The organism is Curtobacterium ammoniigenes NBRC 101786 (assembly GCF_001571045.1).
In the GTDB taxonomy this organism is placed as follows: domain Bacteria; phylum Actinomycetota; class Actinomycetes; order Actinomycetales; family Microbacteriaceae; genus Curtobacterium; species Curtobacterium ammoniigenes.
The window spans coordinates 88,277-109,272 of sequence record NZ_BCSV01000005.1; the positions used below are offsets into that span (position 1 = coordinate 88,277).

Annotated in this window: 25 protein-coding genes; 18 read left to right on the top strand and 7 right to left on the bottom strand. The window is 68.4% G+C overall.

Going from position 1 to position 20,996, the window contains the following annotated elements; genetic code table 11:
* Window positions 1-207 precede the first annotated feature (207 nt).
* Window positions 208-906 (bottom strand): winged helix-turn-helix domain-containing protein, encoded by a 699-nt coding sequence (locus tag CAM01S_RS11530; protein WP_083528018.1) that lies wholly within the window; start codon window positions 904-906, stop codon window positions 208-210.
* Window positions 907-1,577: 671 nt separating this feature from the next.
* Complete coding sequence (gene upp, locus CAM01S_RS11545) at window positions 1,578-2,213, bottom strand: uracil phosphoribosyltransferase (protein WP_066521592.1); 636 nt, start codon at window positions 2,211-2,213, stop codon at window positions 1,578-1,580.
* A gap of 88 nt (window positions 2,214-2,301) precedes the next feature.
* Here upp and CAM01S_RS11550 point away from each other — a divergent pair, with 88 nt between their 5' ends.
* Window positions 2,302-2,733: a nucleoside deaminase gene (locus tag CAM01S_RS11550; RefSeq protein ID WP_066522241.1), complete on the top strand. Its 432-nt coding sequence runs from the start codon at window positions 2,302-2,304 to the stop codon at window positions 2,731-2,733.
* Between the two features lie 51 nt (window positions 2,734-2,784).
* On the opposite strand, the gene CAM01S_RS11555 is transcribed toward CAM01S_RS11550, so the two are convergent.
* Window positions 2,785-3,162 carry a hypothetical protein gene (locus CAM01S_RS11555; protein WP_066521595.1) on the bottom strand — a complete coding sequence of 126 codons (378 nt, stop codon included), beginning with the start codon at window positions 3,160-3,162 and terminating at the stop codon, window positions 2,785-2,787.
* Between the two features lie 118 nt (window positions 3,163-3,280).
* On the opposite strand from CAM01S_RS11555, the gene proC reads away from it, so the two are divergent.
* From proC to CAM01S_RS11580, 6 genes are all read left to right on the top strand, one after another.
* Complete coding sequence (gene proC / locus CAM01S_RS11560) at window positions 3,281-4,132, top strand: pyrroline-5-carboxylate reductase (RefSeq protein WP_157071547.1); 852 nt, start codon at window positions 3,281-3,283, stop codon at window positions 4,130-4,132.
* A gap of 38 nt (window positions 4,133-4,170) precedes the next feature.
* A complete protein-coding gene (locus tag CAM01S_RS15295) occupies window positions 4,171-4,686 on the top strand; it encodes an ArsR/SmtB family transcription factor (protein ID WP_083528019.1) in 516 nt (171 codons plus the stop codon).
* 124 nt (window positions 4,687-4,810) lie between these two features.
* Window positions 4,811-5,005, top strand: a complete 195-nt coding sequence (locus CAM01S_RS11570) for a helix-turn-helix domain-containing protein (protein ID WP_066521601.1) — start codon at window positions 4,811-4,813, stop codon at window positions 5,003-5,005.
* Window positions 5,006-5,132: 127 nt separating this feature from the next.
* On the top strand, window positions 5,133-5,231 hold the full coding sequence (locus tag CAM01S_RS14420) for a 30S ribosomal protein bS22 (protein ID WP_003792170.1): 99 nt from the start codon (window positions 5,133-5,135) through the stop codon (window positions 5,229-5,231).
* 142 nt (window positions 5,232-5,373) lie between these two features.
* Window positions 5,374-5,628, top strand: a complete 255-nt coding sequence (locus CAM01S_RS11575) for a glutaredoxin family protein (protein ID WP_066521605.1) — start codon at window positions 5,374-5,376, stop codon at window positions 5,626-5,628.
* Entirely contained in the window at window positions 5,625-5,933 is a 309-nt protein-coding gene (locus CAM01S_RS11580) for a Dabb family protein (RefSeq protein WP_066521607.1), read from the top strand. The genes CAM01S_RS11575 and CAM01S_RS11580 overlap by 4 nt, the downstream gene beginning before the upstream one ends.
* On the opposite strand, the gene aspS is transcribed toward CAM01S_RS11580, so the two are convergent.
* Window positions 5,923-7,263 (bottom strand): aspartate--tRNA(Asn) ligase, encoded by a 1,341-nt coding sequence (gene aspS, locus CAM01S_RS11585; protein WP_066522248.1) that lies wholly within the window; start codon window positions 7,261-7,263, stop codon window positions 5,923-5,925. The genes CAM01S_RS11580 and aspS overlap by 11 nt on opposite strands.
* Window positions 7,264-7,369: 106 nt before the next feature.
* On the opposite strand from aspS, the gene CAM01S_RS11590 reads away from it, so the two are divergent.
* The 5 genes from CAM01S_RS11590 to ccsB are packed head-to-tail and all read left to right on the top strand — an operon-like array spanning window position 7,370 to window position 12,094.
* Window positions 7,370-8,032 carry a histidine phosphatase family protein gene (locus tag CAM01S_RS11590; RefSeq protein ID WP_066521612.1) on the top strand — a complete coding sequence of 221 codons (663 nt, stop codon included), beginning with the start codon at window positions 7,370-7,372 and terminating at the stop codon, window positions 8,030-8,032.
* A 29-nt stretch (window positions 8,033-8,061) separates the two neighbouring features.
* The gene (locus CAM01S_RS11595) at window positions 8,062-8,655 is read left to right on the top strand and encodes a TlpA family protein disulfide reductase (RefSeq protein ID WP_245631631.1); all 594 of its coding nucleotides are present in this window, start codon (window positions 8,062-8,064) and stop codon (window positions 8,653-8,655) included.
* Window positions 8,656-8,659: 4 nt separating this feature from the next.
* Window positions 8,660-9,403, top strand: a complete 744-nt coding sequence (locus CAM01S_RS11600; RefSeq protein ID WP_066521622.1) for a cytochrome c biogenesis CcdA family protein — start codon at window positions 8,660-8,662, stop codon at window positions 9,401-9,403.
* 58 nt (window positions 9,404-9,461) lie between these two features.
* A complete protein-coding gene (resB, locus tag CAM01S_RS11605; protein WP_066522251.1) occupies window positions 9,462-11,096 on the top strand; it encodes a cytochrome c biogenesis protein ResB in 1,635 nt (544 codons plus the stop codon).
* Window positions 11,097-11,101: 5 nt separating this feature from the next.
* Window positions 11,102-12,094, top strand: a complete 993-nt coding sequence (ccsB, locus tag CAM01S_RS11610; RefSeq protein WP_066522254.1) for a c-type cytochrome biogenesis protein CcsB — start codon at window positions 11,102-11,104, stop codon at window positions 12,092-12,094.
* Window positions 12,095-12,179: 85 nt separating this feature from the next.
* Here ccsB and CAM01S_RS11615 read toward each other — a convergent pair whose 3' ends face one another.
* The gene (locus CAM01S_RS11615) at window positions 12,180-13,169 is read right to left on the bottom strand and encodes an o-succinylbenzoate synthase (RefSeq protein ID WP_066521630.1); all 990 of its coding nucleotides are present in this window, start codon (window positions 13,167-13,169) and stop codon (window positions 12,180-12,182) included.
* A gap of 365 nt (window positions 13,170-13,534) precedes the next feature.
* Here CAM01S_RS11615 and CAM01S_RS11620 point away from each other — a divergent pair, with 365 nt between their 5' ends.
* From CAM01S_RS11620 to CAM01S_RS11635, 4 genes are all read left to right on the top strand, one after another.
* Window positions 13,535-13,882 carry a hypothetical protein gene (locus CAM01S_RS11620; protein ID WP_157071548.1) on the top strand — a complete coding sequence of 116 codons (348 nt, stop codon included), beginning with the start codon at window positions 13,535-13,537 and terminating at the stop codon, window positions 13,880-13,882.
* A 50-nt stretch (window positions 13,883-13,932) separates the two neighbouring features.
* A complete protein-coding gene (locus tag CAM01S_RS11625) occupies window positions 13,933-14,862 on the top strand; it encodes a 1,4-dihydroxy-2-naphthoyl-CoA synthase (protein ID WP_066521642.1) in 930 nt (309 codons plus the stop codon).
* A 31-nt stretch (window positions 14,863-14,893) separates the two neighbouring features.
* On the top strand, window positions 14,894-16,045 hold the full coding sequence (locus CAM01S_RS11630; protein WP_066521645.1) for an AMP-binding protein: 1,152 nt from the start codon (window positions 14,894-14,896) through the stop codon (window positions 16,043-16,045).
* 90 nt (window positions 16,046-16,135) lie between these two features.
* Window positions 16,136-17,032: a 1,4-dihydroxy-2-naphthoate polyprenyltransferase gene (locus tag CAM01S_RS11635; RefSeq protein ID WP_066521648.1), complete on the top strand. Its 897-nt coding sequence runs from the start codon at window positions 16,136-16,138 to the stop codon at window positions 17,030-17,032.
* On the opposite strand, the gene CAM01S_RS14860 is transcribed toward CAM01S_RS11635, so the two are convergent.
* Window positions 16,970-17,383, bottom strand: coding sequence for a DUF4229 domain-containing protein (locus tag CAM01S_RS14860; RefSeq protein ID WP_083528020.1), 414 nt, complete (start codon window positions 17,381-17,383; stop codon window positions 16,970-16,972). The genes CAM01S_RS11635 and CAM01S_RS14860 overlap by 63 nt on opposite strands.
* An 85-nt stretch (window positions 17,384-17,468) precedes the next feature.
* Here CAM01S_RS14860 and CAM01S_RS15145 point away from each other — a divergent pair, with 85 nt between their 5' ends.
* Window positions 17,469-17,840 carry a PLD nuclease N-terminal domain-containing protein gene (locus tag CAM01S_RS15145; protein ID WP_083527994.1) on the top strand — a complete coding sequence of 124 codons (372 nt, stop codon included), beginning with the start codon at window positions 17,469-17,471 and terminating at the stop codon, window positions 17,838-17,840.
* A 43-nt stretch (window positions 17,841-17,883) separates the two neighbouring features.
* Complete coding sequence (gene menD, locus CAM01S_RS11645) at window positions 17,884-19,656, top strand: 2-succinyl-5-enolpyruvyl-6-hydroxy-3-cyclohexene-1-carboxylic-acid synthase (protein WP_066522256.1); 1,773 nt, start codon at window positions 17,884-17,886, stop codon at window positions 19,654-19,656.
* Here the strand turns inward: menD and CAM01S_RS11650 are convergent.
* On the bottom strand, window positions 19,653-20,951 hold the full coding sequence (locus CAM01S_RS11650) for an isochorismate synthase (protein ID WP_083527995.1): 1,299 nt from the start codon (window positions 20,949-20,951) through the stop codon (window positions 19,653-19,655). The genes menD and CAM01S_RS11650 overlap by 4 nt on opposite strands.
* Between the last annotated feature and the right edge of the window lie 45 nt (window positions 20,952-20,996).

A 20,996-nucleotide genomic window follows, 5' to 3' on the forward strand; every position in this document is an offset into this window, starting at 1 on the left:
CTCGCGTGCCGGGACGCAATGAGGGCCGGCCACCGAGGTGGTGGCCGACCCTCTCCCTTTGCACCAAGAGTTTCCTGCAATCACATTCCACAGCCTCCGCCACAGCAAAACGGCGACTGCACGATGAGAATATAACGACTCGGTAACGGACGGGAGGCCCGGGCTGCTCTTTTTCGCTGCGAGTTCGCTATGAGGCCCACGGAACGATCAGAAGACGTCGGGCGAGGGGGTCGAGGAGTACCGGACAGCCACATCCGCATGCCGGTCGAACCGATAACCGACACCGCGGACCGTGCGGACGATCTCCTCGAACGCGCCGAGCTTCGCACGGAGCCGTCGCACGTGCACGTCGATGGTTCGCTCGTTCGGCGGCTCTTCCTCGCCGTCCGACCAGAGGCCCTCGATGATGGCCTGGCGGTCGACGGTCCGTCCCTCGCGGAGCACGAGGAACTGCAGGAGCTCGAATTCCTTGTACGTCAGGGTCGCAACGTGCCCGTCGAGGGTCACACGCTTGCGCGAGATGTCGATCACCACGCCGGTCTCTTCCGGCTCCGGCTTCTCCGCTTCCCGGCGCGCCGCGACCGCCGACCGGTCCTGCAGTGCGAGCCGAACAACGTCGACGTCGCGACCGCCCGAGCCCTCCGCGGCGACGGCTACGGCTGCGTACGTCTCGGCCGAGGGCGCGAGTGTTCCGAGCAGGGCCTTGAGCTGCTCCACGATCGCCGCGAGCGACGTTCCCGCCGCCTCCGCCTTCGCCTCGTCGATGCCGACGTACAGTGCGAACCCGCGAGCCTCGGTGCCTTCGGGGAGCGTTCGATTCCGGGGCCGCTGGGCGCCAGGGACGCTCCTGGGCTGGGGGCCGACGGTAGCGGGCTGGGGGCCGCCGACGATCGGACTGACGGGCACCGTGGTGTCAGCGGGACGCGGCCGGATGGGGGATCGCGAGGTGGTGTCCGGGGATCCGGGCTGAGGGACGGGGGAGTGAGTGCGGCTGCGCGGCTGATCGAGCGTGAGCGACATGGGGTTCTTCCGGGAATGCGGCATTGGTGTGCCGAAGCGTCGAATGCGTCAACCTCGTCACGACCTACTCGTCGGGCGAGGGAGTGCGGCTGCCGACGCGCGCCGTCACGAGTGACGAACGCGGGGCATCCGAGGGATCACGCGCGCGCGGCGGGGGTGGTACCGCGGGGGATCCGGCTGGAACGGGCGCCGATCAGGCACACATTCGACAACGCATGACCGAAATCGCCGGCATCATCATGCCGGTCGTCCTCAGCGCCTCGATGAGGGTGTGAGAGGACACGGATGCAGTCATAGCGACGAGTATGTTCGGTATACCAAGGCGCTGTCAACCGTCCGGGCGGACGGCACGAGCCAGGCCGCCGACCGATCCCACGGAGGCACGAGCCAGGCCGCCGACCGATCCCACGGAGGCACGAGCCAGGCCGCCGACCGACCGCACGGAGGCACGAGCCAGGCGGCCGACCGATCGCACGGAGGCACGCGCCAGGCGGCCGACCGATCGCACGGAGGCACGCGCCAGAACTGACGGCTTCAGACAGCGAGCCCGTACGGCTTCAGACGGCGAGCCCGTATAGCCGATCGCCCGCATCGCCGAGGCCAGGGACGATGTAGCCCTGCTCATTGAGACGCTCGTCCAACGCGCCGAGCACGATCGTCACGTCGCGCTCACCGACCGCGGCTTCGACCGCGGACAGTCCTTCGGGTGCCGCGAGGATGCAGACGCAGGTCACGTCGACCGCACCGCGGTCGAAGAGGAACTCGATCGCGGCCGCGAGTGTGCCGCCGGTCGCGAGCATCGGGTCGAGCACGAAGCACTGCCGATTGGACAGGTCGTCAGGCAGTCGCTCCGCGTAGGTCTGCGGCTGCAGCGTGTCCTCGTTCCTGGCCATGCCGAGGAACCCGACCTCCGCGGTCGGGACCAGCTTGACCATGCCTTCCAGCATGCCGAGACCGGCGCGGAGGATCGGAACGACGAGCGGTCGCGGCTTGGCGATCGCGACGCCGACCGTGTTGGCGACAGGGGTCTCGATGGCGGTCGCGGTGACGCGCACATTGCGCGTCGCCTCGTACGCGAGGAGCGTCACGAGTTCTTCGGTCAGAGCCCGGAACGTCGGCGATGGGGTGGTCCGGTCGCGGAGCACCGAGAGCTTGTGCGTGACGAGCGGGTGGTCGGCGACATGGACTCGCATAGGCTCAACGGTACAGGTCCCCGTGCCCCGGCGGGGGCGGTCAGGAGTGGCTGTGGAGACCCCTGCTGGGCGAGTGTTCGTCGCGCCGATGCAGGCCGCGCTCGAGCTCGCGCGCGCGTGCGATGACTCGAGCGATGTGCCGGTCGGGGCCGTCGTGCTCGACCCGTCGGGTGCGGTCGTGGGCAGCGGCCGAAACGAGCGGGAGGCGCGGCGTGACCCGGTCGCGCACGCCGAGATCCTGGCGCTCCAGGCCGCCGCATCAGCGCTCGGCGACTGGCATCTCGATGGGTGCACGCTCGTCGTCACACTTGAGCCGTGTCCGATGTGCGCGGGAGCGATTCTCGCTGCGCGGGTCCGGCGGGTCGTGTTCGGGGCGTGGGATCCGAAGGCGGGAGCGGCGGGAAGCGTCTACGACATCCTCCGCGACCGGCGGCTTCCGCATCGAGCGGAGGTGATTCCCGGAGTCCTCGAGGCGGCGTCGATCGCCCTCCTCGATGGATTCTTCGCGGAGCGTCGATAGGTCCGAGCCACCCCGCGCGTCCGCGCCCACTCGGGACGACCGTCCGACGGCTCAGTTCCAGAAGACGGCGATGATCACATTCACGATGGCGAGCGCGCCGGCCGAGTGGAAGAAGGGGAGCGCAGCCTTCTCCGACGCGGTGCCTGCGTCCGCACGCTTCTGGCGTGCGCGAGCGACGTACGCGAGCACGAGCGCGATCACGGCGATGACGAGCTTGACTCCGAGCTTCGCGTGATTCGCGCCTCCGTGCTGCGTCGCGTCGATGATGCCCATCATGATCAGGCCGGTCACGAGCTGCGTGATCAGGCCGGCGATGATCCAGAACGTGTCGAAGCCGCCCTTGCGTCGGACTTGGAAGAGGAACGATCCGATGACGGCAGCGAGGCCGATGAAGTGGATGACAAGGAAGACCGACAGAAGCACCGACATGCGTCCATCCTGGCAGGCTCTGGCACGCACGCCGTGCCCTGGTGAACGGAACTGGCCGCGGATCCGCACAGCTGAGCGCGCAGGCAAGTCGACGTGCGGGGCCCGGTAGCCTTTCGGGATGACCGACGACGCGATGAACGGTGCGTTCGCGCGCACCGCGTTCCTCGGCACCGGCTCCATGTCCGGTGCGATCCTCCGTGGCCTGCTTGCGGCAGGGGCACCGGCAGATCGCTTCCGCGCGACCACACGGACCGCCGCTTCAGCCGAGCGTCTCCGCGCCCTCGGCGTCGATGCGAGCGCCGTCGAAAACGATGCCGACGCGAATCGCGCGGCCGTACAGGGTGCCCGGCTGGTCGTCCTCGGTGTGAAGCCGTTCGCCGTGGCCGACCTTCTTCGCGAGATCGCTGACGCGCTCGAGCCGAATGCGATCGTCGTCAGTGTCGCGGTCGGTATTCGATCCGCCACGATGGAAGCGCTCTTGCCCCCGTCGATCAGGGTCGTCCGGGCACTGCCGAACACGCCGGTCGCTGTCGGACGCGGAGTGACCGGCCTCAGCGCCGGTGCACGAGCCGACCCCGCCGCCGTCGATGAGGCAGCAGCACTGTTCTCCGCCTCCGGAAGCGTGGTGCGGGTCGAAGAGCCGCGTCTCGATGCCCTCAGCGCGGTGTCCGGGTCGGGCCCCGCGTACGTGTTCCTGCTCATCGAGCAGTGGGAACGCGCTGCCGTGTCGCTCGGATTCACGCCGGCGGAGGCTGCGGTCCTGGTGCAGGGCACGGTTCGAGGGGCGATGGAACTGCTCGCGGCGACGGAGTCGCCGGATCCCGCTGCGTTGCGCAGGGCGGTCACCAGTCCGCGTGGGACCACCGAACGGGCCATCGCCGTCCTTGAGACCGCGGACCTTGAATCGCTGCTCGTTCGCGCTTCGGAGGCTGCGATCGCCCGCGCGGTCGAGTTGGCGGAGTCGAACTGATCATGCCGCCTCGGGCGCCGCGTCACTAGCCTGTGCTCATGGCCGACATCTTCAGCGTCATCGCCGACCCGACGCGGCGGTCGCTGCTCGCGGTGCTGCTCGAGTCATACGACTCCGACGTCACCGGCGGCGAACTCAGCGTGGGCCAGATCGTCGCACGGCTCGGCATCAGCCAGCCGACGGTGTCCAAGCACCTGCGTGTGCTGCGGGAGGCCGAGCTCGTTTCGACCCGCGAGGAGGGGCAGCACCGCTACTACCGCCTCGACCCGGAGCCGCTCGTCGCACTCGAGGAATGGATTGCGCCATTCACGAGTGCCGTGGACGCCGACGGTGCGCCGGCGACGACCGCGTGGACGCCGGATGGACAGCCCGTGTCGATTCGACGTGCCGCTCAGACCGGGAGAACGACCCTCGAGGTCGGTGCGGAATTGGGCCGCGTCATGGCCGAGGCGTCCTACCGCGCCACGGCCGCGTTCTCGGGAGCACAGCACGGTTGGGAGCGCGTCGTCCAGCCGGTGCGACGGCGGCTCGGCAAGCGTGCAGACGAGGACTGATCACCTACTAGACAGCCGGACTCACGCGCCCCTACAGTTGCCAGAGACCACTCAGGTCACATACTGAGCGTGCACAGCCGTGGCGTCCACAATCGCTGTCACCCGAGCTACCCGAAAGCGAACAATGAGCGCCAATTTCGACGACGTGCGATTTCTCACCGTCGCTGAGGTCGCCGAGATGATGCGTGTCTCGAAGATGACCGTCTACCGCATGGTTCACGCGGGGGAGCTCCCCGCGATCAGGTTCGGGCGGTCGTTCCGCGTTCCCGAATCCGCGGTCGCGGAAGTGCTCCGCACCGGAATCGCGGACGCCGGCTGAGCGGCACCCCGCTCTGCCCAGCATCCCGTTCGACATCGCTCCGGTGAGTCGGTAAGCTCGGGAAGGTTGTTTTTCCGCGGTCCCCCCCGACCGGCGGTTTCCGCAACATGTCGTCAGTGAGGTCCGTATGGGTTCAGTCATCAAGAAGCGTCGCAAGCGCATGGCGAAGAAGAAGCACCGCAAGCTGCTTCGCAAGACGCGCCACCAGCGTCGCAACAAGAAGTAGCACCAGCGCTTCCGCAGAAAGCCCCGGACCTCCGGGGCTTTTTTCGTTCGGTCCGCACTGCCGGGTCATCGCGCTCTCGTGCCATGCTCGGCCGGGGTGCGCATCCGGTCAGACGCCGACGACGCGGCGCTACGCTGGCCTCATGCCGTCCGTGACCCTTCTGACGAAGCCGGGGTGCCATCTCTGCGATGATGCTCGACCGATCGTCGAGTCGGTCGTTCGACGGCATCCCGGCGTCACCCTGACCGAGCAGTCGATCCTCGACGATCCAGCGCTCCGCGAGGAATATGCCGAGGACATCCCAGTCGTCCTCATCGACGGACGAGTCCATAGCAACTGGTTCGTCGACGAGGAACGGCTCGTCGCGGCACTCGACCGGGCTGGAGCCGCGTCATGATCACCCACGTCGTCATCTGGACACTCCGACCCGAGATCGAACGGGAGGCTGCGCTCGATCGGATCACGAGCCTCCTGACCGAACTCGACGGGGTCGTCGAGAGCCTCCGGTCGATTCGAACGGTGCGCAATATCCCTGACGTCGAACACAACGGGGACATCGCCGTGATCGCAACATTCGACGATGTCGACGGGCTTGAGGCGTACCAGGTTCATCCCCGTCACCAGGAGGCGGCGGCCGAGATCCGCTCCCTCGTCGCGTCGCGCGCGGCGATCGACTGGGCGGAGATCCCGACTACGGAGTGAGCCGCGTCGGTCCGCGGAACAGGTACGTGACCTCGCGGATCGACGGCTCGTGCAGCATCAGCATGAGCACGCGAGCGAGACCCATACCGAATCCGCCGTGCGGCGGGACGCCGTACCGGAAGAAGTCCAGGTACCAGCCGAGCTCTGCGGGGTCGAGCCCCTTCTCGATGGCCTGCTGCGTCAGGACATCGACGCGGTGCTCGCGCTGCGCGCCTGTGGCGATCTCGGCTCCGTTGAAGATCAGGTCGTAGCTGTTCGTGAGGGTCGGATCGTCTGCATGCCGCATGTGGTAATACGGGCGGATCGTGGCGTCGTAGTCCGTCACGAACACGAACTCGGAGCCATGCGTCTCCTTCGCCCATGCCGCAATGCGGCGCTCGCCCTCCGGGTCGAGGTCCCCATCGGCGCGAGGGATGACGTATCCACTGTCCGCGACGATCTGCCGTGCCTCCGCCAACGGAATCCGCGGGAACGGAGCCGTCGGCACCACGAGCTCGAAGCCGAAGACATCACGGATCTCATCGCCGTACTTGTCCTGGACCGCGCGGAACCCCGTCACGAGGAGCTCCTCGTGCATCCGCATCACGTCTTCATGGGAGCTGACCCAGGAGAACTCGGCATCGACACTGGTGAACTCCGTCGCGTGGCGCGACGTGAACGACGGATCTGCCCGGAAGGCGTCGGCGATCTCGAAGACTGCGCCGAACCCGGCCGGCTGCGCCATCTGCTTGAAGTTCTGCGGCGACTGCGCAAGGTAGGCAGTCGATTCGAAGTACTCGAGCTGGAAGAGTTCTGCCCGGGACTCGGAAGGCGACGCCATGAGCTTGGGCGTGTGGATCTCGACGTAATCGCGGTCCACCCAGTACGAGCGGAAGGCGTGCTCGAGGGTGGTCTGGGTGCGGAAGATCAGGTTCTGCTTGCGGTGCCGAAGGTCGAGAAAGCGCCAGTCCAGTCGCTTGTCGAGGGAGGAGTCGTCGGCGATCGGGGTCTCCGGCAGTGCCGCGCTCACGACCTCGAGCGCGCCGACACGGACCTCGATCCCGCCGAGCTTGACGCGCTCGTCATGCTTGAGCGTGCCGACGACGTGCACGAAGGATCCGTGTGCGAGTGTCGCGATGCGCTCGGTGACCGCAAGTCGCTCGGCGGCGTCCGGGTCGTCCGCGTCGGCCTCCCGCGTCGCCGGGTTGACGAGCTGCACAGCGCCCGACTCATCGCGAAGAACGACGAACTGCACCTTCTTCTGATCGCGGACGGTCTCGACCCATCCGCCGACGGAGACGGGCCCGTCCGGCAACGCGGCGAGTTCGGCGATTCGGGTGCGTTCGATCACGGTCACCGAGTCTATCGGCCGCGCGGTACCTCACTGAGTGACTCCACATCGCACTCTCACAGGTGCGACGAGGTCTCGCCCGGGAGACCGACCTACACTGGACGCCATGCCTGCGAACCGTCTCCACCTCGTCCGGCATGGCGAGGTGTACAACCCGCAGCGCATTCTGTATGGGCGCCTCCCGGGCTACGGTCTCAGCGAGCTCGGCGCCCAGATGGCCGCTGCGGCCGCGGAAGCGTGGTTCGCCGAGGGGCACGACGTTCGCCGCATCGTCGCGTCGCCGCTGCAGCGTACCCAGGAGTCGGCGGCCCCGTGGGCCGAACGCTACGGGCTCGAGATCGCCACCGACGAACGCCTGATCGAACCGACAAACCGTTACGAGGGGCAACCTCCGGGATTCGTGAAGCGGTCGCTCGCGCGCCCACGGGAGTGGCCCTGGATCGCCAACCCCCTCCGCCCGAGCTGGGGAGAGCCCTACGCCGCGATCGCGAGCCGGATGCTCGCGGCGATCGACAGCGCATGGCGCAGTGTTCCTGAGGGTGACGTCGTCCTCGTCTCGCATCAGCTGCCCATCTGGACCACCCATCTCCGCTTAGCCGGAGAGCATCTCTGGCATGACCCACGGCAACGGCGCTGTGACCTCTCGAGCATCACCACGCTCGAGCACGTGTCCGGTTCCGCGGCCCGCGGAATCGACTTCCGGGAGGTCGCGTACGCGGATCCCGCGGCCGGTCTCCGCGACCGGGCCATCGATTTGGGAGCGGTGTGAGAGCAGTCATCAGAAGACGAGTGCGGGCCGTGCTTGCCGCGAGCACCGCCCTCATCGCGGTCACCGCGCTGGCGGGTTGTGCGTCGAGTTCCAACAAGGACCTCAGTGCCCAGTACGGCAAGGGGACAACGCAGAACTACATCTCCGGGACCGGCGCCGTGTCCGAGATCGCGCTCGATGAGCGGAAGGCGCCGGTGACGTTCTCGGCGACGGCCACCGACGGCTCACCCATCAGCAGCGCCGCGCTTCGGGGCAAGGTCGTCGTTCTGAACTTCTGGTACGCCGGCTGCCCGCCGTGCCGTGCGGAGGCGAAGTACCTGAAGCAGTCGTACGCGACCTTCCACGGTCAAGGCGTCGAGTTCGTCGGGATCGACGTCCGTGACGAGGCTGGGACCGCCGCAGCGTTCGATCGCACCTTCCAGATCCCGTATCCCACGGTGCTCGACGCGCAGACGGGCACGATGCAGCTCGCGCTCTCGGGCGCGATCGCACCGAACGCGGTGCCGACGACGATCGTGCTCGACAAGCAGGGTCGGGTCGCCGCCCGCGTCCTTGGCGCGATCGACGGACAGAGCATTCTCGACACGCTCGTCTCCGACGCACTCGCCGGCCGCGCGAGCTGACGCCATGACAACCAATCCGTTCGCCGACGCGATCCTCAGCGGGCAGCTCGCCCTCGCCGTGCCCGTCGCACTGCTGGCCGGAGTCGTCTCGTTCCTCTCTCCGTGCGTGCTTCCGCTCGTTCCCGGGTACCTGGGATACGTCGGCGGCGTCGCCGGACCGGATCGTTCCGGTCGTGGGCGCCTCGTGCTCGGAGTGCTTCTGTTCGTGCTCGGATTCACGGTGGTGTTCGTCGCCGGATCCGCGGCCGCCGGCGCTGTCGGATTCTGGCTGATCCGGTGGCGCGACCTCATCACCCAGCTCATGGGCATCGTCGTCATCGCGATGGGTCTGGTCTTCGTGGGCCGCTTCACCGTGCTGCAGCGCACCATGAAGTGGGGGATCACCCCGCGGACCGGGCTGATCGGCGCGCCGCTGCTCGGCATCGTGTTCGCGCTCGGCTGGACCCCCTGCATCGGACCGACGCTTGCGGCGATCAATCTGCTCAGCTTCCAGTCCGGCAGCGTGTGGCAGGGCGCCGTGCTCGGCGTCGCATACTGCGTCGGCTTGGGCATCCCGTTCCTGCTGGTCGCGCTGGGCGCCGGGTGGGCTTCGGGGGCGATTCGCGCCGTGAAGCGGCACATGCGACTGGTCAACATCATTGGAGGCGCGATCCTGATCGTCATCGGACTGCTCATGGTCACGGGCCTGTGGACTGCTCTCATGACAAGCATCGGGGCGGTGATCCAGAGCTTTGTCCCCCTCGTCTGATGACCGCGGCACCACGACGGAGGCTCAGGACGAGTCCGTCGCGGCCCTCACCGACCCGATGCGCCCGTCCGACCACGTCGACGGCGCAGGTCAGGAATCCGATGCGGCGGAGATCACGCAGCCGCGGCTCAATGTGCTCGGGTATCTCCGGTTCTTCTGGCGACAGCTCACAAGCATGCGCACGGCGCTCTTCCTGCTCATGCTGCTGGCGCTTGCGGCCATCCCGGGTTCGCTCGTACCGCAGCGTGAGGCCGACCCGAACGGTGTGGCGCAGTACCAGGTCGACCACCCGAAGCTGTATCCGATCTTCAACAGCCTGCAGCTCTTCACCACCTACCAGTCGGTGTGGTTCTCGGCGATCTATCTCCTGCTGTTCATCTCGTTGATCGGCTGCATCCTCCCGCGCACGAAGCATCACTGGCAGGCCCTCCGGACGAAGCCCCCGCGCACGCCCGCTCGCCTCGGTCGACTCGCGGGGTTCCGGTCCATTCCGGTCGACACGAACACGATGCTCGCGGAGGGCGCGACCCCGGTTCCGGCGTCTCTGGCGATCGACCGCGCGATGGCGCGCCTCAGGCGGAGCGGGTACCGAGTCGAGCGCTTCGGTGACTCGGTCAGCGCCGAGCGCGGGTACCTCCGCGAGACCGGCAACCTCGTCTTCCATGCTGCGCTCGTCGGCGTTCTCATCGCCGTCGGCATCGGCGGAGGCTTCAGCTACACGGGGCAGCGACTCCTGGTGGAAGGGCAGACGTTCACGAACGTGATCGGCGCCTATGACTCGTTCAACCCGGGCCGATGGTTCAGCGACGCGCAGTTGCCCGGATACAACCTGACATTGAACAAGTTCACGACGACGTACGAGGAGAAGAACCTCAACGCCCTCGGACAGCCGCTGAACTACGACGCGAACGTCACCGTTCGGACGAAGAACGGCGCCCCGCGGACGACGGACATCCGTTCGAACGACCCGCTCTCTATCGGTGGTTCGAACGTGTATCTGCTGGGCAACGGCTACGCCGTCGACGTGACCGTCCGGGACGGTCACGGAAACGTGGCCTTCCATGACGTCGTTCCGTTCCTGCCGCAGGACTCCAACTTCACGTCCCTCGGGGTCATCAAGGTGCCCGACGCGCAGCCGAAGCAACTCGGCATGATCGGCTTCTTCTATCCCACGGCGACGAAGCAGTCGACCGGCGCGTACGCATCCGCGTACCCGGACACGGAGAACCCCCTGCTGAGCCTGCAGGTGTACACCGGCAATCTCGGTCTCGACAGCGGCGTTCCCGTCAGCGTGTACCAGCTGTCGACGAAGGGTCTGACGCAGATCGCCGGCACGAAGGCCAAGCACGGCAGCATCGAGCTGAAGCCCGGGCAGACCTCGAAGCTGCCGGACGGCGCCGGGTCGGTGACGTTCAACGGGGTCAAGCGGTACGTGTCGCTCGACATCCACCACGATCCGTCGCAGGTCTGGGTTGCGGGCCTTGCGCTGCTGGCGGTCGCGGGGCTCCTCACGTCGCTCTTCGTTCCCCGTCGGCGGATCTGGGTGAAAGCAGTCCGTCGGGGCGACGATGAGGACGGATACGACCTTGAATACGCAGGTCTTGCCCGCGGGGAAGACCCGAACCTCGAGCGCGCGGTGGCCGACATCGCCAACAAGCACGTGTCAGACCTCGGAGTTAGGATGCCCCAGTGAGCGACATGACGACGACTCTTGCCGAGTACTCGCTCGTGCTGACGTACTCGGCGATGGCGATCTACGTGATCGCGTTCATCGCCTTCGCCCTGGACGTCGCACACCGAGCGGGTGAAGCTGACGCCGCTGCCTCTGGCGCTGCGGCGCAGCAGGGCCAGCAGACCGCCGAGACCGTCGCCACGGTTCGGGGCGGCACGGTCGTGCTCGAGCGGGTGCAGGCCCAGCCCAAGCGGGCAGAGCGACGCAGCTCCAAGTTCGAGCGCGTCGGCATGGCGATGATGATCCTCGGACTGATCGTGCACGTCGGTGCCGTTGTCCTGCGCGGTGTCGCGGCGGACCGCGTGCCGTGGGGCAACATGTTCGAGTTCTCGCTCACCGGCACCGCGCTCATGGTCGCGATCTTCCTGCTCGTGCAGCTGTGGCAGAACCTGCGGTTCCTCGGCGTGTTCATGAGTGGGCTGATGCTCATTCTGCTCGGCGTTGCGACCGTCAACTACTACGTCCCGGTGGTGCCACTGGTGCCGGCGCTGCAGTCGTACTGGCTCGTGATCCACGTGTTCGTCGCAATCGCGGGCACCGGGTTCTTCGCGTTCGGCGCAGGGCTCGCCATTTCACAGCTCCTGCAGACCTTCCGGGAGGCGCGCGGCGGCGACGTCCGCCAGCTTCGCTTCATGACGACGCTGCCCGACGCCGATCGGCTCGAGGTGCTCAGCTACCGGGTCATCCTCGTCGGGTTCGTGCTCTGGACGTTCACGCTCATCGCCGGCGCCATCTGGGCCGAGAAGGCATGGGGCCGCTACTGGGGCTGGGACACCAAAGAGGTCTGGACCTTCATCATCTGGGTCATCTATGCCGGATACATCCACGCCCGCGCGACGCGCGGCTGGCGCGGAGCGCGCTCATCGTGGCTCGCCCTGATCGGCTTCGGCGCCGTCATGTTCAACTTCGCGGTCGTGAACGTCTTCTTCAAGGGTCTGCACAGCTACAGCGGCCTCTGATTCCGCCGGTTGGCGGGCAGAAGCCCCGCGAGAACGATGGGTCCGATCGAGCGCCGACGTTACCCCGCGGTTTTCACCGACGCGCTCATGATGCGATGAGCGCGTAGGTGCGCCGCAGTCGATCGATCCACCACGCCCTGCGGTCCGGGGCAGCCGCTGTCTGATGGAGCAGCGCTCCGCTCACCTGTGGCCGACGGACCGGAATCCGACCGTCCACGGGCCGGAGCGGTTCGTCGGTGACGTCCGCACGGAACATCGCTGCCGTACCGAGTCCGCACGCAGTCTCCGGGCCGCTCACCGAGGCCGCGAGGAATGCCCCCATCGCGATGCCGACAGACGTGTCCAGCGCGCTCGACACCACGCAGGGGAGCCCGGCCTCCTGAATGATCGCAAGCGCCGCGTGAATGCCGCCGAGTGGCTGCGCCTTGACGATGAGGAGGTCCGCGGCACCGGCGCGAGCGACCGCGAGCGGATCGGCCGCCTTGCGAACGCTCTCGTCCGCGGCGATGCGAACGCCCCGGCTCATCACCCGCTCGCGCACCGTTGCGAGTTCCGGAACCGTCGCGCATGGCTGCTCCGCGTACTCGAGTCCATACGGTGCAAGGGCCACGAGCGCGCTGACCGCGTCCTCGACTGACCACAGTCCGTTCGCGTCGACGCGGATCTGTCCGCTGTCGCCGAGTACGGCCCGGACCGCAGCGACCCGGGCGACGTCATCGTCCACGGAGCCGCCCGGCTCGGCAACCTTCACTTTCGCGGTCGTGCATCCCGGGTATCGCGCCAGCACCGACGGGACCTCGTCCGCATCGACGGCGGGCACGGTCGCGTTGACAGGAATCTCGGCGCACGCGGGCTCCGCGCGTTGCCACCCGAAATCGATCGCCGCACGAAGCCACGCGCTCGCCTCCGCGTCGTCGTACTCGACGAAGGGCGAGAACTCGGTCCAGCCCATCGGCCCCTCGAACAGCATCGCCTCACGCACCGTGATGCCACGGAAGCGGACATGCATCGGAAGCGCGACAACGCGCGCGGTGGCGATCAGGTCCTCGAGCGGCGGCAGGAGTGCATCGGACATGTGCCCATGCTGGCATCGGCAGATGTCCAGGCGCCGTGCCGGGTGTTCGGAGGGGACCGCCAGGGCGACGCATTAGCATCCTTGCGTCGGTTGTTCCACTGAGTAACCGTCTTCGTCGTCGGAACAGCGAGGACGAACAGCAAGTCCGCGTCGCAAAGGCGACGACCGATCGTGGAGGGTTCGTGACGACGAGGGATCAGCGCGCAGAGCGGGCCGCTCCGGTCCGCGCTCGCTCACAACGAGCTTCCACTGTCGAACGATCCACGACGGATGCCAATCGCTCGTCGGCGCGTCCGACGACCTCGTCGAGCGCATCCACCAGCCGAGCCGGAACCAGTGGCCGCGCGGATCCGTTCGAGCAGCTCATGCGGTCGAATACCGTCGTCGTGCGGCGCGGCGCGGGAGCACAGCGACGGAAGAACCCGCTTGCAGGCAAGATCGCGCTCGGTCTTGCTGTCGTCTCCGCTGCGGTGGACGCGAGCGCATTCGCCGTGTTCATGGGCGGCGATCAGCGGTTCGCGCTCGGGATCTGCTTCGTCGTCGTGTTCCTCACGTTCGTCGCCGCGGTCGTCGGGTTCGTTGCTGCGGTGGGTTCCTTCGGGCGCTGGTACGGCGTCCTCGGCGTGGTGCTGGCATTCGTCGCGAACCCGGTGATCCTCATCGTCATCCTGCTCTTCGCCGCGCCCGGCCTCGCGAAGAGCTTCGGGGTCTGACGCCATCGGAGCCACCGGCGCCGTCGGGGTCGCCTCGGTAGGCTCGCCCCATGCCAGATCAGATCTCCGACCTCTTCGACCCGTCGATCTGGACCCCCGCTCCCGCTGGTGCCGACTGCACCGACATCACCTACCATCGCCACGTGACGAAGGGGATCGTGCGCGTTGCGTTCAATCGGCCCGAAGTGCGCAACGCCTTCCGTCCGAGAACGGTCGATGAGCTCTACCGGGTGCTCGACGACGCGCGGCAGGACCCGACGATCGGGTGCGTGCTCCTCACGGGCAACGGCCCGAGCCCGAAGGACGGCGGCTGGGCGTTCTGTTCCGGCGGCGACCAGCGCATCCGGGGGCGCAGCGGGTATCAGTATGACGATGCCGATGGTGCGCCGCCCGCGGGCGTGGCAGGTGCGGCGGCAGCAGCGTCGATGGGTCGCCTCCACATCCTCGAGGTGCAGCGACTCATCCGCATGATGCCGAAGGTCGTCATCGCGGTGGTGCCCGGATGGGCTGCAGGCGGTGGCCACTCACTCCACGCCGTGTGCGACCTGACGCTTGCGAGCGCCGAACATGGCCGGTTCAAGCAGACGGATGCAGACGTCGGATCCTTCGATGGGGGCTACGGCAGCGCCTACTACGCGCGGCAGATCGGCCAGAAGTTCGCGCGGGAGGTGTTCTTCCTCGCCCAGGAGTATTCCGCGCAGCGCGCCTACGAGATGGGCGCAGTGAACGCGGTCGTGCCCCACGCAGAACTCGAGCAGGAGGCGGTCCGGTGGGGAGAGATCATCCTCGGCAAGTCGCCGACCGCGATTCGCATGCTGAAGTACGCGTTCAACGCGGTCGACGACGGCCTCGTCGGCCAGCAGGTCTTCGCCGGCGAGGCGACTCGCCTGGCGTATGCGGCCGATGAGGCGGTGGAAGGGCGCGATGCGTTCCTGGAGAAGCGGGCGCCCGATTGGAGCGGGTTCCCGTGGCACTACTGAGCTCTCGGGGTAGTTCGCTCGCGGTCGCGCCGTGACTCGACCGCTTCTGCGGGTGAGCGCCTCCGATCCGACGGCCGTGCTTCGCTCGCTCGCATCCGCACTGACCGGCGGTCCGGCGCTGCTGCCGACCGCTGCCGACGTACCGGAGGCCGGAGCGGCTCCGCTGCCTGCGTCGGTGCCGCAGCGTGTCGCGCTGGTCGTGGAGACCTCGGGCTCGACAGGTCGGCAGAAGCGCGTGGCATTGAGCGCGGACGCCCTGCTCGCGAGCGCCGCCGCCGCCGACGCCGCCATGGGTGGTCCCGGACGCTGGCTGCTGGCGCTCCCGACCCACTACATCGCGGGAGTCAACGTGCTCACGCGATCGATCGTCTCGGGCACGGACCCCACCTTCATGCCTCCGGGGCGATTCACGGCCGACGCGTTCGCGCAGGCAGTGAGCGGGATGGCAGCGCCGACGCCCGAGGTTCGTCGCCGCTACACGTCGCTCGTCCCGGTCCAGCTCGCCCGAGCGCTCGAGACGCCCGCAGGGGTGGATGCGCTCCGAACGTTCGATGTGGTGCTGATCGGCGGCCAGGCGATGCCCACGACCCTGCGGCAGCAGGCGGAGCAGGCCGGCGTGCACGTCGTGGCGACGTACGGGGCGAGCGAGACGAGCGGCGGCTGCGTGTACGACGGGGTGCCGTTGGGCCCCGTCCACGCCGAGCTGGTCGACGGCGAACTCCAGCTGGCGGGACCGATGCTTGCCGAAGGGTACCTCGACGATCCGGAGCGCACCGCGGCGGCCTTCGTCGTGCGCGACGCGATGCGCTGGTATCGCACCGACGATCTCGCCGTGATCGAGGCGGGCGTCGTCCAGGTCGTAGGGCGACGCGACGACGTCATCGTCTCCGGGGGAGAGAAGGTCGCGCTCGGCGCGATCGAGCGGGTCGTCCGTGAGCTTCCCGGTCTCGACGGCGCCGTGGTGACCCGACAGGCGTCCGAGGAGTGGGGCGAGGTGCCGGTGGTCGTCACCGACCAGCCTGCCGCGCTCGACGTTCTCCGTTCGCTGCTGGAGGCTCGGCTCGGCCGGGTCGCCCGCCCCGCTGCGGTGATCGTGGTCGACGAGATCCCGATGCTGCCGACCGGCAAACCGGACCGGCGCGCGATCGCGGGGATCGCGGCTCAGCGCCGCCCGATACGATAAACGGCCGTGGCGACTCGGCAGACGGCGAAATCACGATCCTCCAGGTCCGGGCGACCGGGCGGACGACCAGGTGGCCGTCCCGGGGGATCGGTGAAGCGCCACGCGACCGCTGGCGACTGGATCGAGGGCGCCCGGCTCCGCACGCTGACGCTCGGCGTCGTGCCGGTGATCCTCGGGACGGTCATCGCGTACAACGCGGGCTCGTACAACCTCGGGGTCGCGCTGCTCTGCCTGGCTGTGGCGGTGCTCCTGCAGATCGGCGTCAACTACAGCAACGACTACTCGGACGGAATCCGCGGGACGGACAAGTTCCGCGTCGGACCGGCCAGGCTCACTGGTGCGGGGCTCGCGAAGCCCCGCACCGTGCTGACGGTCGCGCTCGTCTGCTTCGGGCTCGCCGGCGTCGCGGGCATCGTGATCGTCGTGCTGACCGGGCACTGGTGGTTGCTCGCGGTGGGCGCCGCGGCAATCCTGGCCGCCTGGTATTACACGGGCGGTCGTCGTCCGTACGGGTACAACGCGCTCGGCGAGGTGTTCGTCTTTCTGTTCTTCGGCGTCGTCGCCGTCATCGGTACCGAGTACGTGCAAGTGCATGCCATGAACAGCACAGCGTGGGTGAACGGTGCGGTCGCGGCCGGCATCTCCGGGTTCTTCGCGTGTTCGGTGCTCATGATCAACAACGTCCGGGACATCGAGGAGGATCGCCTCGCGGGGAAGAAGACCCTCGCTGTCGTCGTCGGGCGGGTGTGGGCACGGGTGCTGTTCGGCGTGTTCCTGCTGCTGCCGTATGTGCTGCTCGGGTGGTTCGTGCTGCTCTATTTCTGGGTCGGGTACACGTATTTCACGCTGCTGCTGGCGCTGCCGGCGCTCCTCATCGGTGTGATGTCGCGGCAGCCGCGGGAGCTGATCCGAGCCCTGCAGATGTCATCGATCACCGCGTTGCTCTACGCCATCGCGTTCGGCGTCACCCTCGCGTTCCAGCCCTGACTCACCGTCGGCGGCGACCGCCGCGTCGGAGGCGTTGGCCGGCGTTCGACGCGCCGCGTGACGCTGTGCATCGGAGACAGGCTCCTCGTGCGGGTGTGCAGCGGCATCGAGATCCAGCTGCGCGTCTTCGAAGTCGGTGTCGGCGTCGTGCTCGCGAACGTCTCGGCGTGCAGCGAGGCTGGCTGTGACCTCGTGGCGGAGCTTCGGCAGGGCGATGTAGGAGATCAGGAGCCCGATGAGCGCGGCGACGATCGCGGCGAAGTACCAGGGCAGGCCGAGCAGCAGCAGAATCACGAGTGCGCCGGCGAAGATCCCGAGTCGGGCGAGCGAGTAGAGCAGCCAGGGTTTCACCCGGTCAGTGTACGAAGGCTGCGCGGCGGAACGGCTGAGCACGCTCCCGGGATCGTCCTCCGGTTGAGGACGTACACTCCCGCTCATGATCCAGCTGCTGGTCGCCGGCGCGGTGGCGTTGCTCGCTTTCGTCGTGTTCACGGTGGTCGATACGGCGACCATCTCCGCGAGTCGGATTCGTGCGCTGAATCGGGTCGTCTGGATCCTGCTCGAGCTCGTCCTCCCCATCCTCGGCGCGGTGCTGTGGTTCGCGCTCGGGCGAGCGGGAGCGCGTTCGCAGGCATCTCGTTCGGGCTACCGTGGACCGGAGGACGATCCAGGCTTCGTCCCGTCAGCCCGGCCCGTATCCCGGACCCGAACCGACAAGGAACGAGACGACGCCACCCTCCGACAGCTCGAACAGCAGCTCCTCAACTCCGACGAGGACGGCCGCGACTCCGACCGCGGGCACCGGTGACGCACCGTCGGGCAGCCCAGCGAGCGATTTCGCCCTTGCGCTCCTGAAGGCATTCGCCCGTGCGGGCGTGACCGAGATCGTCGTCAGCCCGGGGTCGCGCTCGCAGGCGCTGGCGCTCGCCGCAGCCGCGCTCGAGCGGGCTGGTGGTGTTCGCGTGCATGTGCGGCTCGACGAGCGGACCGCCGCGTTCTTCGCGCTCGGGCTTGCGGTCGAATCCGGCCGCCCGGCACTCGTCGTCACGACCTCCGGCACGGCCGTTGCCAACCTGCACCCGGCGGTGCTCGAAGCGCACCATTCCGGCGTGCCGATGATCCTCCTCACGGCCGATCGACCCGCCGAGCTCCGGGGCATCGGGAGCAATCAGACGACCGTGCAGCCCGGCATCTTCGGCTCCGCGGTGCGCATGCTCCGCGACGTCGAGGCGCCTCGCGCGAGCGGTGTCGACGAGTCCGTCCACGACACGCTCGGGGGGCTCGCACGGCAGGCGGTGGCGGCCGCAGCAGGCCATGCCGGACCACCCGGACCGGCGCACGTCAACGTCGCCTTCCGCGAGCCGCTCTCTGCGGCGCTGCCCTCGGTCGCCGCGGTCCCCGATCACGAGATCGACCGGGCCTTCGCCGCGCGCCAGGTGTCTCCGGGCGCCGCCGGAGTTGTCGATGACGACATCGCTGACACCAGTGCCGTGCCGCTCCGCGGGCAAGCGACCGCGACCATTGCTGTGGACGATGAGCCGGGCACCGTCGTCATCGCCGGCCACGACGCGAGCGCGCTGGCAGAAGACGTCGCGTGGCGGCTCGGCGCACCGCTGATCGCCGAAGTGACGAGTGGCGCGCACTTCGGGCGACATCTCGTGACCGCCTACCGTCCGCTGCTTCGGGACGCCGCGTATGGCGGCACGATTCGGCGGGCAATCGTGTTCGGCCACCCGACACTCAGCAGGGAGGTGCCGGCACTTCTGCAACGCCTTGGTGCATCGGTCGTCGTCGTGCGCGGCGGCGCGCCGGAAGCCTATGATCCCGCCCGCTCGCGCACGCCGGACGTCGGCGCGACCGTCGTCGATGCGATTGCCATCGAGGGCACCACGACGGCGGCGCATCGGCAGTGGGTGGGTCGGTGGGTGCTCGCCAGCCGCGCGCTCCTGGGCGACGGCGACGCTGCCCCGGACCTCGATGCCAAGCGCTCTCCCGAAGCAGCGGAGCGGAACCGTTTCCTGCGTGATGAGCTGTCGTTGCGTCGGCGCCCCGTCACGCGCGAGCTCTTGATGGAGGCGGTCTGGGGGGCAACCTGGCCGCACGACCGGCTCGTCCTCGGCGCGTCACAGCTGATTCGGGTCGCCGACGCGATCGTCCCGGGCAAGAAGATCCGGGTACACGCCAACCGCGGCCTCGCGGGAATCGACGGAACGATCTCCACCGCCCTCGGTATCTCCGCCGCAACCGAGCTGCGTGGTGATGCCGCCGCGGCGGGAATCACACGCGTCCTCGTCGGCGACCTGACGTTCCTGCACGACGTTGGAGCCCTGGCAACAGGTGAACACGAGGTGCCGCATCGGCTGCACGTGATCGTCGGCAACGATCACGGCGGGGCGATCTTCCGTGGTCTCGAGGTCGCTGCGACAGCACCAGCTGCCGATATGGACCGAATGATGCTGACTCCGCAGCGGTTGGACATCGCCGCGATCGCGACCGGATTCGGATGGGAGCATCGACGTGTCGCGACCTGGGGCGACCTGCTTCGCGTGCTGACCGACCCGGCACCGCGACTCGTCATCGAGGTGCCCCTCGCCGATGCCGATGCCTCGGAGCGCGACTCCTAGGCGTCGTCGGCACTGTGCCGCGCGGCGGCGCGCGCGACGGCGAGCGCGTCCACGATCGGGCGGAACTTGAGCGCGGTCTCCGCGACCTCGCGGTCGGGGTCCGAATCCGCGACGATCCCTGCTCCCGCCCACGCCGTGACCGTGCCGTCGTCGTCGATCTCCGCACTCCGCAGCGCAAGCATCCACTCGCCGTCGCCGGACGCGCCCATCCAGCCGACCGGGCCGGCGTAGCGGCGCCGATCCCGGGCCTCCAGCCGCGAGATCAGTGCGACCGCCGCATCACGCGGCGTTCCCGCCACGGCTGCAGTGGGGTGGAGCACGTCCGCAACATCGAGCGCGGTCGTTCCTGCAGGCAGGACCGCGCGCACATCCGACGCGAGGTGCCACACGTTCGGGAGCTGCAGTCGGAACGGCTCCTCGTCGGCATGAACGGATGTCGCAATCGTGCGAAGCGCGTCGACAAGGCTCGTGCGCGCGAACGCATGCTCCTCGAGGTCTTTCGTGCTCGACGCGAGCGCCTCGGCGGCAAGCCGATCGGACCACGGATCGGACCCGCGAGCCGCGCTGCCGGCGAGCACCCGCGCCGTGAGCGTCGTGCCGTCGGTCCGCGCGAGGGTCTCCGGTGTCGCCCCGACGAGACCGTCCACAGCGACGGTGACGCAATCGGGGTAGGCGCGCGCGAGCTCAAGGAGCAGCGGACGGAGATCCGCCCCGACCGGGAGGCTCCCCACCAGATCGCGCGCAAGCACCACCTTGCCGACGGCGCCGTCACGGATCTCGTGCACAGCCGAGCGCACAGCGGCCGCGTACTGCGACTCGTCGATGACGCCGGGTCGGAACGCGACCGTCGAGCGGCGGCCGACGGCGGGCATCGGCACGGACATCGAACGGAACGGGAGCGCGCGGGCGTTCGGCACCGGATCGATCGCCGTGAGCCACGCCCTCCCGTGCCGACGGCCGATGACGACGCGCGGGACGATGAGCACGCTCTCCGCGGCTGAATCGTCGGCGAACGTGAACGCACCGAAGGCGATCAGGCCGGTGCCGCGGAGGCCGACGGGGTCGTCGACGCGGGCAGCGCGGACGACCTCTCGCCACTGTTCGGACGCCTGACGCATCCGGTCCGGGCCGGAGAAGGTGTACCGGAGTGCTTCTCCGATGCCGATGATGCCGTCCCCGCGACGAACGAACGCCAGCGGACGGTCGGGAAGCGTGTGTCGGAGGATCTCGCCCGGGTCGTCGAGGACCCGCGTGGAGACCGTCAGAACAGGCGCCGCTGTGGCGGTTTCGAGCACCCCCTGATCGTACGCGGGCGCACTGACGGCCGACCGCTTGCGGTT

Excerpts from the sequence above, each read along its gene's own strand:
- upp (WP_066521592.1), bottom strand. The coding sequence starts at position 2,213 with ATGCGAGTCCATGTCGCCGACCACCCGCTCGTCACGCACAAGCTCTCG.
- CAM01S_RS11550 (WP_066522241.1), top strand. The coding sequence starts at position 2,302 with ATGCAGGCCGCGCTCGAGCTCGCGCGCGCGTGCGATGACTCGAGCGAT.
- CAM01S_RS11555 (WP_066521595.1), bottom strand. The coding sequence starts at position 3,162 with ATGTCGGTGCTTCTGTCGGTCTTCCTTGTCATCCACTTCATCGGCCTC.
- proC (WP_157071547.1), top strand. The coding sequence starts at position 3,281 with ATGACCGACGACGCGATGAACGGTGCGTTCGCGCGCACCGCGTTCCTC.
- CAM01S_RS15295 (WP_083528019.1), top strand. The coding sequence starts at position 4,171 with ATGGCCGACATCTTCAGCGTCATCGCCGACCCGACGCGGCGGTCGCTG.
- CAM01S_RS11570 (WP_066521601.1), top strand. The coding sequence starts at position 4,811 with ATGAGCGCCAATTTCGACGACGTGCGATTTCTCACCGTCGCTGAGGTC.
- CAM01S_RS14420 (WP_003792170.1), top strand. The coding sequence starts at position 5,133 with ATGGGTTCAGTCATCAAGAAGCGTCGCAAGCGCATGGCGAAGAAGAAG.
- CAM01S_RS11575 (WP_066521605.1), top strand. The coding sequence starts at position 5,374 with ATGCCGTCCGTGACCCTTCTGACGAAGCCGGGGTGCCATCTCTGCGAT.
- CAM01S_RS11580 (WP_066521607.1), top strand. The coding sequence starts at position 5,625 with ATGATCACCCACGTCGTCATCTGGACACTCCGACCCGAGATCGAACGG.
- CAM01S_RS11590 (WP_066521612.1), top strand. The coding sequence starts at position 7,370 with ATGCCTGCGAACCGTCTCCACCTCGTCCGGCATGGCGAGGTGTACAAC.
- CAM01S_RS11600 (WP_066521622.1), top strand. The coding sequence starts at position 8,660 with ATGACAACCAATCCGTTCGCCGACGCGATCCTCAGCGGGCAGCTCGCC.
- resB (WP_066522251.1), top strand. The coding sequence starts at position 9,462 with ATGCGCCCGTCCGACCACGTCGACGGCGCAGGTCAGGAATCCGATGCG.
- ccsB (WP_066522254.1), top strand. The coding sequence starts at position 11,102 with ATGACGACGACTCTTGCCGAGTACTCGCTCGTGCTGACGTACTCGGCG.
- CAM01S_RS11615 (WP_066521630.1), bottom strand. The coding sequence starts at position 13,169 with ATGTCCGATGCACTCCTGCCGCCGCTCGAGGACCTGATCGCCACCGCG.
- CAM01S_RS11620 (WP_157071548.1), top strand. The coding sequence starts at position 13,535 with ATGCGGTCGAATACCGTCGTCGTGCGGCGCGGCGCGGGAGCACAGCGA.
- CAM01S_RS11625 (WP_066521642.1), top strand. The coding sequence starts at position 13,933 with ATGCCAGATCAGATCTCCGACCTCTTCGACCCGTCGATCTGGACCCCC.
- CAM01S_RS15145 (WP_083527994.1), top strand. The coding sequence starts at position 17,469 with ATGATCCAGCTGCTGGTCGCCGGCGCGGTGGCGTTGCTCGCTTTCGTC.